General features: G+C 67.1%; 15 protein-coding genes and 2 pseudogenes. 7 read left to right on the top strand and 10 right to left on the bottom strand.

From position 1 onward, the window contains the following. Both OC184_RS13220 and OC184_RS13215 read left to right on the top strand, forming a co-directional pair. Window positions 1-108: pseudogene (locus OC184_RS13220) on the top strand (IS5/IS1182 family transposase); the annotation flags it as partial. 91 nt (window positions 109-199) lie between these two features. Then, window positions 200-307 (top strand): annotated as a pseudogene (locus OC184_RS13215) (ATP-binding protein); the annotation flags it as partial. 345 nt (window positions 308-652) lie between these two features. Here the strand turns inward: OC184_RS13215 and rpmE are convergent. The 9 genes from rpmE to OC184_RS13170 form a co-directional block, all read right to left on the bottom strand. Further along, on the bottom strand, window positions 653-874 hold the full coding sequence (gene rpmE / locus OC184_RS13210; RefSeq protein ID WP_265507654.1) for a 50S ribosomal protein L31: 222 nt from the start codon (window positions 872-874) through the stop codon (window positions 653-655). A gap of 14 nt (window positions 875-888) precedes the next feature. After that, window positions 889-1,272: a 50S ribosomal protein L19 gene (gene rplS / locus OC184_RS13205; protein ID WP_265507653.1), complete on the bottom strand. Its 384-nt coding sequence runs from the start codon at window positions 1,270-1,272 to the stop codon at window positions 889-891. An 11-nt stretch (window positions 1,273-1,283) separates the two neighbouring features. After that, entirely contained in the window at window positions 1,284-2,138 is an 855-nt protein-coding gene (gene trmD / locus OC184_RS13200) for a tRNA (guanosine(37)-N1)-methyltransferase TrmD (RefSeq protein ID WP_265507652.1), read from the bottom strand. Continuing rightward, window positions 2,135-2,632, bottom strand: a complete 498-nt coding sequence (gene rimM / locus OC184_RS13195) for a ribosome maturation factor RimM (RefSeq protein ID WP_265507651.1) — start codon at window positions 2,630-2,632, stop codon at window positions 2,135-2,137. Before rimM ends, trmD begins: the two co-directional genes overlap by 4 nt. A gap of 189 nt (window positions 2,633-2,821) precedes the next feature. Beyond that, complete coding sequence (gene rpsP, locus OC184_RS13190) at window positions 2,822-3,178, bottom strand: 30S ribosomal protein S16 (protein WP_265507650.1); 357 nt, start codon at window positions 3,176-3,178, stop codon at window positions 2,822-2,824. A gap of 43 nt (window positions 3,179-3,221) precedes the next feature. After that, window positions 3,222-3,518, bottom strand: a complete 297-nt coding sequence (locus tag OC184_RS13185) for a chorismate mutase (protein ID WP_265507649.1) — start codon at window positions 3,516-3,518, stop codon at window positions 3,222-3,224. Then, window positions 3,515-4,048, bottom strand: a complete 534-nt coding sequence (locus OC184_RS13180; RefSeq protein ID WP_265507648.1) for a GNAT family N-acetyltransferase — start codon at window positions 4,046-4,048, stop codon at window positions 3,515-3,517. The genes OC184_RS13185 and OC184_RS13180 overlap by 4 nt, the downstream gene beginning before the upstream one ends. Before the next feature lie 97 nt (window positions 4,049-4,145). Further along, the gene (gene ffh / locus OC184_RS13175) at window positions 4,146-5,642 is read right to left on the bottom strand and encodes a signal recognition particle protein (protein ID WP_265507647.1); all 1,497 of its coding nucleotides are present in this window, start codon (window positions 5,640-5,642) and stop codon (window positions 4,146-4,148) included. Between the two features lie 169 nt (window positions 5,643-5,811). Further along, entirely contained in the window at window positions 5,812-6,399 is a 588-nt protein-coding gene (locus tag OC184_RS13170; protein ID WP_265507646.1) for an FMN-dependent NADH-azoreductase, read from the bottom strand. A gap of 101 nt (window positions 6,400-6,500) precedes the next feature. On the opposite strand from OC184_RS13170, the gene OC184_RS13165 reads away from it, so the two are divergent. The 5 genes from OC184_RS13165 to OC184_RS13145 all read left to right on the top strand — a co-directional run bounded on the left by OC184_RS13165 (window position 6,501) and on the right by OC184_RS13145 (window position 10,349). Beyond that, window positions 6,501-7,349: a LysR family transcriptional regulator gene (locus tag OC184_RS13165; protein WP_265507645.1), complete on the top strand. Its 849-nt coding sequence runs from the start codon at window positions 6,501-6,503 to the stop codon at window positions 7,347-7,349. 54 nt (window positions 7,350-7,403) lie between these two features. Next, complete coding sequence (locus OC184_RS13160) at window positions 7,404-7,970, top strand: peroxidase-related enzyme (RefSeq protein WP_265507644.1); 567 nt, start codon at window positions 7,404-7,406, stop codon at window positions 7,968-7,970. Continuing rightward, window positions 7,967-8,893, top strand: a complete 927-nt coding sequence (locus tag OC184_RS13155; protein WP_265507643.1) for a DMT family transporter — start codon at window positions 7,967-7,969, stop codon at window positions 8,891-8,893. The genes OC184_RS13160 and OC184_RS13155 overlap by 4 nt, the downstream gene beginning before the upstream one ends. 106 nt (window positions 8,894-8,999) lie before the next feature. Next, on the top strand, window positions 9,000-9,770 hold the full coding sequence (locus tag OC184_RS13150; RefSeq protein ID WP_265507642.1) for a division plane positioning ATPase MipZ: 771 nt from the start codon (window positions 9,000-9,002) through the stop codon (window positions 9,768-9,770). A gap of 60 nt (window positions 9,771-9,830) precedes the next feature. Continuing rightward, window positions 9,831-10,349 (top strand): type 1 glutamine amidotransferase domain-containing protein, encoded by a 519-nt coding sequence (locus OC184_RS13145; protein WP_265507641.1) that lies wholly within the window; start codon window positions 9,831-9,833, stop codon window positions 10,347-10,349. A gap of 71 nt (window positions 10,350-10,420) precedes the next feature. Here the strand turns inward: OC184_RS13145 and OC184_RS13140 are convergent, their stop codons facing one another. Next, window positions 10,421-11,770: a pyruvate dehydrogenase complex dihydrolipoamide acetyltransferase gene (locus OC184_RS13140; RefSeq protein ID WP_265507640.1), complete on the bottom strand. Its 1,350-nt coding sequence runs from the start codon at window positions 11,768-11,770 to the stop codon at window positions 10,421-10,423. Window positions 11,771-11,777 lie beyond the last annotated feature (7 nt).

Here is an 11,777-nt window from a genome sequence, read left to right as displayed (position 1 = left end):
TTCGGCAGGCTTAAAGACTGGAGGCGCGTGGCGACCCGCTACGACCGATGCCCAAAGGTCTTCCTATCCGCGATCGCCCTCGCAGCTGTCGTCATCTATTGGTTATGAATCCTGACCCTAATCTTCAGTGAACCTGCTGCGCTTCATCTCTGGTCCGACCAGTTGGGCCAGAGCCTATCTCAAGCTGGATTAGGCGCAGGGGACAACGTCAGACAGGCTGACCAATCACGTCAGCATCCTCGAAATGAATGGCGAGAGCTATCGCCTCGCCAACAGCACGGCCCGAGAACGGCAACAACAAACTTGAATTCAGATCTTGCCGATCTGGCCCATAGGGGCCGACGCGCCACGGTGCCGGACACCGCCACCCAGCCTGGCTTCACGCCGCTTCATGGCCGACTTTCGCGCCGCCATTGACATGCGCAGATCATTGCCCGGCATGTCTCTTGGCGAGCTGCCACCAAAGGGAAGTCATCGTGAACTTATCATCAGATCGGTATAGCTGCGCAGGGCTGCCGTTGCGGCGATGTTGCGTGGCAAAAGTCTGATGGTGCCGGTCGGTGTTGCTTCAGGCCGTGGCTGAGACGACACCGCCCAAAATGAAAAACGCCGCCCGGAAGGGGCGGCGTTCGCAACCTATGTCGGTTCGGGATCAGAAGCCCAGGCCGGCGTATTTCGACTTGAACTTCGACACGCGACCGCCGGCATCCATCAGGCGCGACGAACCGCCGGTCCAAGCAGGGTGCGAGGTCGGATCGATGTCCAGCGACATGCTGTCGCCGTCCTTGCCCCAGGTCGACCGCGTCTGATAGGTCGTCCCGTCGGTCATCTTGACCTCGATCATGTGGTAGTCGGGATGAATCTCTTTTTTCATGGCGTGACCTCTGCTCAGGCTTTCGCGTCCGACAGCGGACGGTAGTTGGTCTTCTCGGCGATGCGGGCCGACTTGCCGCGGCGGTCGCGCAGGTAGTACAGCTTGGCGCGGCGGACCTTGCCGCGACGCACGACCTCGATCGAGTCGATGTTGGTCGAATAGAGCGGGAACACGCGTTCCACGCCTTCGCCAAAGCTGATCTTGCGGACCGTGAAGCTGGCCGCGATGCCGCTGCCGCCCTTGCGCGAGATGCAGACGCCTTCATAGGCCTGCACGCGGGTCCGGGTGCCTTCGGTCACCTTGTAGCCGACGCGGATGGTGTCGCCGGCCTTGAAGTCGGGGATGGTCTTGCCGAGCTCGGCGATCTGCTCGGCTTCGAGTTCTGCGATCAGGTTCATCGCTGTGGTTCCTATCTCTGCTCGCGGTGGTTCCGCGATTGGTCTGATGCGCCCGAGCGCTGTCGGTCCTTTGCCGGGTCCACCTGCGTTTCCGCATGTGCCCGCCACAGATCGGGGCGGCGTTCCTTGGTCAGCCTTTCGGCCTCACTGGCCCGCCAAGCAGATATGGCCGCGTGATTACCGGACAGAAGTACCTGTGGGATCTCGCGGCCGTCCCATTGGGCGGGCTTCGTGAACTGGGGGGCTTCCAGAAGGCCCCTGTTGCCGATGGAAAAGGATTCCTCGGCCAGAGAATCCTGATTCCCCAGCACGCGCGGTATAAGCCGGACCGTTGCGTCGATCAAGACCTGAGCGGCGATCTCTCCTCCGGTCAGGACGTAATCGCCGATGCTGATCTCCTCGACGTCATGGGCGTCCAAGACGCGCTGGTCGATGCCCTCGAACCGGCCGCAGATCAGGGTGACGCCCGGCCCCTGCGCCAGCGCGCGGGCACGGGCCTGGGTCAGGGGCTTGCCGCGCGGCGACATGTAGATGACGGGCAGTCCCGGCCCGGCCTCGCGGAGGGCGGCGTCCATGACGTCGGCGCGGATCACCATCCCGGCCCCGCCACCCGCGGGGGTGTCGTCCACGTTGCGGTGACGGCCGACGCCGTGGTCGCGTAGCGGGATTGTCTGCAGGTTCCACAACCCCTGCGCCAGAGCCTTGCCGATCAGCGACAGGCCGAGGATGCCCGGAAAGGCCTCGGGGAACAGCGTGACGATCCGTGCCGTCCAGGCGCCATGCACCTGAGGCTCGGCCATCAGCTCGCGCGGCTTCAGGCTGGGGCGGATCGCCAGGCGGCCGTGGGATTTCGGGGTGTCGGTCATTCGTCGCTGCCGGGCGGATCGGCGACGATTCGGCCGGCGGCCAGATCGACCGTCGGCACCACGGCGCGCGTGAAGGGCAGCATCACGACCTGCTGGCCGCCCACGACCTCGAGGATGTCGCCCGCCCCGTGGTCGAAGATCGCGCGCACGCGACCCAGGGGTGCGCCGCCGGTGTCGACCACCTGCAGGCCGATCAGGTCGGCGTGATAGAATTCGTCGTCGGGAAGCGAGGGCAGGGCGCTGCGCGGCGCCCAGAGCGTCACGCCTTTCAGCGCTTCGGCATCCTCTCGCGTGGCAACGCCCTTCAGGCGCGCCCCCAGGCCGCCCGTGACGGGGCGGGTGAGGGTGACTGCGAATGTGCGGCTGCCATCCTCGGATGATAGGGGGGCGTAATTCGCGATGTCCGTGGGTTCGGCGCAGAAACTCTTCAGCCGCACCTCTCCGTGGACGCCGAAGGCCCCGGCAATGGCGCCGACGCAGATGCGGTCAGTCATGAGAGGCCTCCTGGCAGATGGGATTGTCGGAGTCGTAAATCAGCGTCGAGCTGTCGAGACAGACGTCGATAGGATGATGGGTCCCGTTGCATGTCTTCACAAGAAGCACCACGAGGACCAGAAGCGCCGCCGCTGATAGACGCTTGCCCGCGCGCAGGACTGATCGCACGCGCGGGCCGGCAAATCCGGTTACTCGGCGTCGGCCGGGGCGGCGGCCTTCTTGGCGCGCTCTTCAGCGCGGGCCTTGGCTTTCTTGCCCGGCTCGGCCTTCTTCATGTTGGCGCGCTCGGCCTTGTCCTTGACGCCGGCGGCTTCCAGGAAGCGGGCGATGCGGTCGGTCGGCTGCGCGCCTTGGCCCAGCCAGTACTGAACGCGATCAAGGTCCATCTTCACGCGGTCTTCGCTGTCCTTGGCCAGCAGCGGGTTGTAGGTGCCCAGCTTCTCGATGAAGCGGCCGTCGCGCGGCATGCGCGAATCGGACGCGACGATGGCGTAGTGCGGGCGCTTCTTGCTGCCACCACGGGCGAGGCGGATCTTCATGGCCATTGGGGTCTTCTCCTTTGAAATGGCGGTCGGGGGCGATGGCCCCTCAGGACTGGTATTGTTCGTGATGCCGGATCACTTCAGCGATCACGAAATTCAGAAATTTGCGCGCGAATTCCGGGTCGAGATCGGCCTCGCGCGCGAGGCGTTCCAGCCGCTCGATCTGGGTGGCTTCACGGGCCGGATCGGACGGAGGAAGGTCGTGGTCGGCCTTGAGACGGCCGACAGATTGCGTGTGCTTGAACCTTTCGGCCAGCGTGTAGACCAGGATCGCGTCCAGGCGGTCGATGCTGGCGCGATGGTCCCTGAGGAGGGCGGCGGCGCGGGTGGCGGCGTCGGTCATGCGTCCTCCGAAGGGTGGCGATAGACGAGGCAGGGCTTGTCCCACGCCGGCTGCCGGGCCGACCGATCCAGCGTGGCGCCAAGCCGTTCGGCCAGCGTGATCGAACGGGCATTGTCCGGGTCGATATAGCTGACTGCCGTATCCCAGCCGAGTGTCCCGAAGGCGTGGCGGCGGGCGGCGCGGGCAGCCTCGGACACCAGGCCGCGGCCTTCGGCGGCCTCGGACCAGACGGTCCAACCCAGTTCGCGTTCCGGCCAGCCGTCGGGGAACCACGGCCCGGTCAGGCCGAGCGGCGTGTCGTCGCCCTTGAAGGTAAAGACGAACATACCAAAGCCCCGCATCGCCCAGTGGCCGATGATGTGGCCGAAGGCACGCCAGCTGTCGCCGGGCTGCCGGTCCGGGCCGCCGCCGATGAACCGCGCGCGGTCGGAATGGTGGAAGCTGCGCCAATGCGGCCAGTCGCTGCCCTGGGGCGCGCGCAGCGTCAGGCGGTCGGTCGAAAGGACCGGTGTGGGGGAGAGAGCGATCATGCGGCACCCGCGCAGGATGGCAGGCGCCGGGGGCTTCGCGCCCCCGGACCCCCGCGGGATATTTGGGGACCAAAGCAGGTATGGGGCAGCATGAGGTTCATTTCTTGCCGAAGAGCCCGCCCAAGCCACCGGGCAGACCCGCACGGCCCAGCTGTCCGCCGAGGCCTTTCGGATCCTGCAGCAGCTTCTGCGCCTCGGCCATCTTGGCGGGGTCGAGGTTGTCCATGTCGGGCAACCCGCCGCCCTTGCCGGTCATGGCGCGCATGGCCTGCTTCATCATGCCGCCCTTGCCCATCTTGCCCAGCTTCTTCATGGTGTCGGCCATCTGCTTCTGCATCTTCAGAAGCTTGTTCAGGTCGGCGACCTCCATGCCCGCGCCGGCCGCGATGCGCTTCTTGCGGCTGGCCTGCAGAAGGTCGGGATTGGCCCGTTCCTTCTTGGTCATCGAGTTGATCAACGCGATCTGATGGCGGATGACCTTGTCGTCATAGCCTGCGGCCTCGGCCTGCTTTGCCATCTTGGACATGCCGGGCATCATGCCCATCACCGACTGCATGCCGCCCATCTTCTGCATCTGTTCAAGCTGGCCCTTGAGGTCGTTCATGTTGAACAGGCCCTTCTGGAAGCGCTTCATCATGCGCTCGGCCTGTTCGACCTCCAGCACCTGCTGGGCCTTTTCCACCAGCGCGACAATGTCGCCCATGCCAAGGATGCGACCCGCGACGCGTTGGGCGTCGAAGGCCTCGAGCGCGTCCATCTTTTCGCCAAGGCCGACGAAGCGGATCGGCTTGCCGGTGATCTGACGCATCGACAGGGCGGCGCCGCCGCGGCCGTCGCCGTCCATCCGGGTCAGGACCACGCCAGAGATGCCGACCTTGCCGTCGAATTCGGTCGCGACGTTGACGGCGTCCTGGCCGGTCAGGCCATCGACGACCAGGATCGTCTCTCGCGGTTGGGCGATGTCGCGGACCTGCTGGACCTCGGACATCAGGGTCTGGTCGATGTGGAGGCGGCCGGCGGTGTCCAGCAGCACGACGTCATAGCCGCCAAGCGACGCCTGCGTCTTGGCGCGCTGCGCGATCTGGGGCGCGGTCTGGCCCGGCACGATGGGCAGGGTGTCGACGCCGATCTGCTGGCCAAGGATCGCCAACTGCTCCATAGCCGCAGGGCGGTTGGTGTCCAGCGACGCCATCAGGACGCGCTTCTTCTCTCGGTCCTTGAGGCGCAGGGCGAGTTTCGCAGTAGTGGTCGTCTTGCCCGAGCCCTGCAGGCCGACCATCAGGATCGGCGCGGGCGGGTTGTCGATGCGCAGCGCTTCGGGGGCGTCGTCGCCCTGCAGGACGCGGATCAGCTCGTCATGGACGATCTTGACGACCTGCTGGCCGGGGCTGACCGATTTGGTGACGGCGGCGCCGGTGGCCTTGGCGGTGACTGCCTTGACGAAGCTGCGCGCCACGGGAAGCGAGACGTCGGCCTCCAGCAGAGCGACCCGCACCTCGCGCATGGCGGCGGTGACATCGTCCTCGGTCAGGGCGCCCTGCTTGGTCAGCCGGTCGAAGACGCCGCCCAAACGGTCGGATAGGTTCTCGAACATGGCCGGGCCTCCTTAAGGTCCAAAACGGTTTTGCCCCCGTGGGCGCAACGCGCTGACGGGGGGCGATCCCCGCGCAGGGCAGGGACCGGAAGACGATGCTTCCGGAAGTTGGGGCCGATCTACGCAACAACGGCCCCCGAGTCAACCTCGGGAGCCGTCACAGGCAGGATCAGGCGGCGATCTGTTCCAGCGCGGCCTGGGCGCGGGCCATTCCGGCGGCGCGATCCATGGCCAGCCCGTCGGCGGGCACGAAGGTCACGTCGGTGATGCCCATGAATCCCAGCATGTGGCGCAGATAGCCCGAGGCGTGGTCAAGGTCAGATCCGATCGGCGTGCCGGCGGCGGTATAGGCGACAAAGGCGCGCTTGTCCTTCAGCAGCCCCTCGGGGCCTTCGGCGGTGTAGCGGAAGCTGACGCCGGCACGGGCAATCTGGTCCAGCCAGTTCTTCAGCTGGGCCGGAATCGAGAAGTTGTAGACCGGCAGGCCGATCACTAGGGTGTCGGCGTCCTGAACCTCTGCCAGCAGCCTGTCCGACGTCTCGACGCGGGCCTCCTCCTCGGGGGTGGGATTGTCGGTGCCGACGCGGACGGCGCGGAACCAGGTCGTGTCGATGGCCGGCACACCTTCGTTCAGGTCGCGATAGGTCACGCTGGCGGCGGGATCGGCGGCGGTCAGGCGCGCGACGATGTCGGCGGTCAGCTTGCGCGATACCGAGGCGTCCGAGGTGATGGCGCTGTCGAGGTGCAGGATGTTCATGGCGGTCTCCGTCGTCGAATGTCTGTTTCAGGACTGGATTTAGGGCTATGAAAGCGCGAACGGAATGGTGATAACCGCGCATCATCTGTGCAGGGGCGCACATGCAGATCGAAAGCTGGGACGATATCCGCGTGGCCCTGGCCGTGGCGCGGACGGGCACGGTCAGCGGCGCGGCATCGGCCCTGGGCGTGCACCACGCCACCGTCATCCGCCGCATCGACGCGCTGGAGGCCGCCCTGCGTGCACGGCTGTTCCAGCGCCACCCGCGCGGCTATGCCCTGACCGAGGCGGGGCGTACGCTTCTGGCCACGGCCGCCGCCGCGGACGAACGCTTCGCGCAGATGGCCGCGCAGATCGCCGGTGCCGGCGACCGGGTCGAGGGCGACCTCGTGGTGACGGCGCTGCCCGAGCTGACCGACCTGGTGATGCCGCGTCTGGTGGCGCTGATGGCGCGTCATCCCGACCTGCGCCTGACCTATGCCACTGACGTGCGCCTGTTCCGCCTGGACACCGGAGAGGCGCATCTGGCCATCCGCGGCGGCGCACGGCCGACCGAGCCTGACTATGTCGTCCGAGAGATGGGGCGGATGGGGGCGGTGCTCTACGCGGCCCCCGAATACCTGGCGCGGCACGGAGAGGTGGATGACCCCCGGCGGCATGTCTTTGCGCTGCCGGGGGTCGAGGCGCAGCGCGCGCCCTACATGCGCTGGCTGCACGACCGTATCTCGCCCGAGAACGTCCTGCTGATCGCAAGCGACGAGAGCGCGCGCGAAGCGGCGATCCGCGCGGGGCTGGCGGTTGGGCCGCTGTCCGCCGGCCGGGCCGAGGGGCTGGTCCCGGCGCTGGCGCTGCCCGAGTGGGAATCGCAGCTGTGGCTGGTTACGCACGTGGACCTGCACCGCACGCCCAAGGTCCAGGCGGCGCTGGCGGCGCTGCGCGAGGCGGGCTGACGCCACTTGCATGGCCACGCCTCGCCGGGCAGGCTGCGCGCCGGAGGAGATACCATGACCCACGCCATCAGCCGCTTTCCCGTACCCGAACTGGACGATCTGCCCGTCGACATCCGCGACGCCATCGTCGCCGTCGGCGAGAAGTCGGGCTTCGTCCCGAACATCTTCCTGGCGCTGGCCCACCGCCCGGCCGAATTCCGCGCCTTCTTCGCCTATCACGACGCGCTGATGGATAAGGACGAGGGTCTGACGAAGGCCGAGCGTGAACTGATCGTCGTGGCGACCAGCGGGCTGAACCGTTGCCAGTACTGCGTCGTGGCACACGGTGCGATCCTGCGCATCCGCGCCAAGAACCCGCTGATTGCGGACCAGGTGGCAGTCAACTGGCGCAAGGCCGACCTGACCGACCGCCAGCGGGCGATGCTGGCCTATGCCGAGAGGGTCGCTTTGGCCGCGCAGGACATCGTCGAGGACGACCATTCAGCCCTTGCGCAGGCGGGCTTCACGCCGGACGAGGTCTGGGACATCGGCGCCATCGCCGCCTTCTTCGCCATGTCGAACCGGCTGGTGAACGCCGGCGACATCCGGCCCAACGACGACTTCCTGATGCTGGGCCGATGAGCGCGCTGTCGCCCTCGATCAGCACGCGGATGAGCGCCGGTGACTGGACGCTTCTTCTGCTGCTGTCGCTGATCTGGGGCGGGTCGTTCTTCCTGATCGCGCTGATGGTCGACCACCTGCCGGTGCTGTGGATCGTGGCGCTGCGCGTGTCGATCGCGGCGCTGGTGCTTTGGACCATCGTCCGCATCACCGGGCGCGGGGTGCCCCGCGACGCCGGCCTCTGGGGCGCGTTCCTGGTGATGGGCGTGGTCAACAACGCCATCCCCTTCGGCCTGATCGTCTGGGCACAGACCTCGATTCCGTCAGGGTTGGCGTCGATCCTGAACGCAACCACGCCGCTCTTTACCGTGCTGGTGTCGTCGCTGGCGCTGGCTGACGAACGCGCCGGTCCGACGCGGCTGGCGGGCGTGGGTCTTGGCTTGGGCGGCGTGGTCGTGATGATCGGCGTCGACGAACTGGCAGGTCAGGGGCATGGTATCCTGCCGCAGCTGGCGATGCTGGGGGCAGCCTTCAGTTATGCCTGCGCGGCCGCCTATGGGCGCAGGTTCCGCGCCAAGGGCATCGACCCGCTTGTGACGGCGGCGGGGATGGTCAGCGGCTCGAGCATCGTGCTGCTGCCGCTGGCAATGCTGACGGCGGGGCCGCCGCCCGGCGCGCCGGCCCATGCATGGGCAGCGCTGGCCGTCCTGGGCGTGGTCTGCACCGGCCTTGCCTATGTGCTGTTCTTCAGGGTCCTGGCGCGGGCCGGGGCGACGAACATCTCGCTGGTGACGTTCCTCGTGCCGGTGTCGGCGATCCTGCTCGGCTGGCTGTTCCTGGACGAGAGCTTGGGTCCGACGCAGATCCTGGGCATGGGCGTCATCGGCCTGGGTCTGGCGATGATCGACGGGCGCCTGATCGGCCGGCAGTCCCCGCCCAATTGACCGGCGTGATGGTCTCGACACAGCCCGCGCCATTTTCCTGGCGCAGGTTTCCTTTGCAGAACGCGGTCGCTAGGTTTCGCGGCAGGGGCAGGACTGGGGGCGAGGCGTGGCGCATATCATCGTCGTCGGGAACGAGAAGGGCGGCTCGGGCAAGTCGACCACCACGATGCATGTCGCGACCGCGCTGGCCCGGATGGGGCACAGGGTCGGCGGGCTGGATCTTGACGTGCGGCAGCGCAGCTTCGGCCGCTACCTCGAAAACCGTGGCGCCTTCTGCGACCGGTCCGGGGTCGACCTGCCGATGCCGGTCATCGCCCGGCTGGGCGAGGGGCCCGACCCGCTGACCCCGGCGCTGCAGCAGCTTGAACCGCAATGTGACTTCATCCTTCTGGACTGCCCGGGGTCCCATACCCTGCTGAGCCAGATGGCCCATACGCTGGCCGACACGCTGATCACGCCGCTGAACGACAGCTTCGTCGATTTCGACCTGCTGGCCCGCCTGTCGCCCGATGGCGATGTGCTGGGCCCCTCGATCTATGCCGAGATGGTCTGGAGCGCGCGGCAGATGCGGGCGCAGGCGGGGGCCGGGGCAATCGATTGGCTGGTGCTGCGTAACCGGCTTGGCACGCAGCAGATGCACAACAAGCGCAAGGTGGGCGGCGCGCTGGCCAGCCTGTCCAGGCGCATCGGCTTTCGCGTCGCCCCTGGCTTTTCCGAACGCGTCATCTTCAGGGAGCTGTTCCCGCGCGGCCTGACGCTGCTGGACCTGAAGGATGTCGGCACCGAGGCCATGAGCATGTCGCACATCGCCGCCCGGCAGGAACTGCGCGACCTGGTCGCAGAGCTGAACCTGCCGGGGGTCACGGTCTCGTTCTGACAGGAACCGCATCGCAGCCCTCCGCATTGGCACACGATCGCAATGCGAAAGGAGACCAAGATGGCCAAGATCCTGATCATGGCAAGCGACGGCTTCGAGCAGTCGGAACTGTTCACGCCGCTGGAGAAACTGAAGGCTTCGGGCCACGATGTCCACATCGCTGCGCCCAAGGCGGGGTCGATCAAGGCCTGGGACAAGGACCATTGGGGCAAGACGGTCGAGGCGGATTTGTCGATCGCCGACCAGTCGCCGGACGGGTTCGACGCGCTGGTGCTGCCGGGCGGGGTCATCAACCCCGACAACCTTCGCGTGGACGACAAGGCCGTGGCGCTGATCAAGGGCTTCGCCGATGCCGGCAAGCCGATCGCCGCGATCTGCCACGCCCCTTGGCTGCTGGTCGAGGCCGGCCTGGCCAGCGGTCGCAAGATGACCAGCTTCACCTCGATCCGCAGCGATATCCGGAACGCCGGCGCCGAGGTGGTGGACGAGGCCGTGGTCGAGGATCGCGGCATCATCACCAGCCGTAACCCGGATGACCTGGACGACTTCGTGGCGGCGATCGAAAAGGCCGTGGCCTGACATCGCTTGTCCGGACATGACAGGGGCGGCGGAACCGGCCGGTTCCGCCGCCCCAGTTTTTTCAGCTCTTATCAGGCCAGCATGCCCATCGGGTTTTCCAGATGCTCGACGATGGCCTGCAGCAGTTGCGCACCAAGCGCCCCGTCGATCACACGGTGATCGACCGACAGCGTCATCGACATCACGTTGCGGATGACGACCTGCCCGTCCTCGACCACAGGGGTCTGAATGCCGGCGCCTACGGCAAGGATCGCGCCATGCGGCGGGTTGATGACAGCGTCGAAGTTCTCGATCCCGAACATGCCCAGGTTGCTGATCGCGAAGCTGCCGCCCTGGTATTCGTGCGGGGCCAGCTTCTTCGACTTGGCACGTCCGGCCAGATCCTTCATCTGCGCTGACAGGGCCGAAAGGGTCTTGCTTTCCGCATCCCGCAGGACAGGCGTGAAGAGCCCGCCCTCGACCGCGACCGCCACCGCGACGTCCGACGGCTTCAGCTTCAAGATCCGGTCGCCGGCCCAGACGGCGTTTGCGTCGGGCACCTGCTGCAGCGCCAGGGCGCAGGCCTTGATGACGAAGTCGTTGACCGACAGCTTGACGCCCCGACCCTCAAGCTGCTTGTTCAGCGTGGCGCGGAACTTCATCAGCTCGTCCAGCTTGGCCGAGCGGCGCAGGTAGAAATGCGGGATGGTCTGTTTGGCCTCGCCAAGACGCGCTGCGATGGTGCGGCGCATGCCGTCCAGCTGCACCTCCTCGGTCTCGCGGTCGGCAAACATCTTCTTCACGGCATCGGTGGACAGGCCCTTGGGCGCTTGCGCGGCCGCGGGCTCCTTGGCGGCGACGGGCTCGGCCAGCGGGGCCTGGTCCGCGGCCTTTGGCGCCGCGTCGGGCTTGGCGTTCTCGACATCGGCCTTGACGATCCGGCCGCGCGGGCCGCTGCCCTTGATGGCCGACAGATCGAGGCCCTTGTCAGCCGCGATCCGCCGCGCCAGGGGCGAGGCGAAGACCCGGTCGCCGCTGCCGGACGCGGGCCTGGCATCAGTCTTGCCTTCGCCGGCGACGGGGGCGCCGATCGGTCCGCCATAGCCCTTTTCGGCCGGCTCCGGGTCGGCCTTGGTCGTGGCGGGCGCCGCATCGGCCGGTTTCGCCGCCGAAGCGCTGCCGATATCGTCGGCGGTCTCGCCGTCCTCCAGCAGGACGGCGATGGGGGTGTTGACCTTCACCCCCGCACTGCCTTCGGTAACCAGGATCTTGCCGATCTTGCCTTCGTCGACGGCCTCGAATTCCATCGTGGCCTTGTCGGTCTCGATCTCGGCGATCACGTCGCCGGATTTGACCTCGTCACCCTCTTTGACCAGCCACTTGGCCAGCGTGCCCTCCTCCATGGTGGGCGACAGCGCGGGCATCAGGATTTCCGTGGGCATCGCGCAG

The sequence above is a fragment of the Paracoccus rhizosphaerae genome (genome assembly GCF_026162645.1).
Classification (GTDB): Bacteria; Pseudomonadota; Alphaproteobacteria; order Rhodobacterales; family Rhodobacteraceae; genus Paracoccus; species Paracoccus rhizosphaerae.
This window is presented reverse-complemented; position numbering and strand designations above follow the sequence as displayed.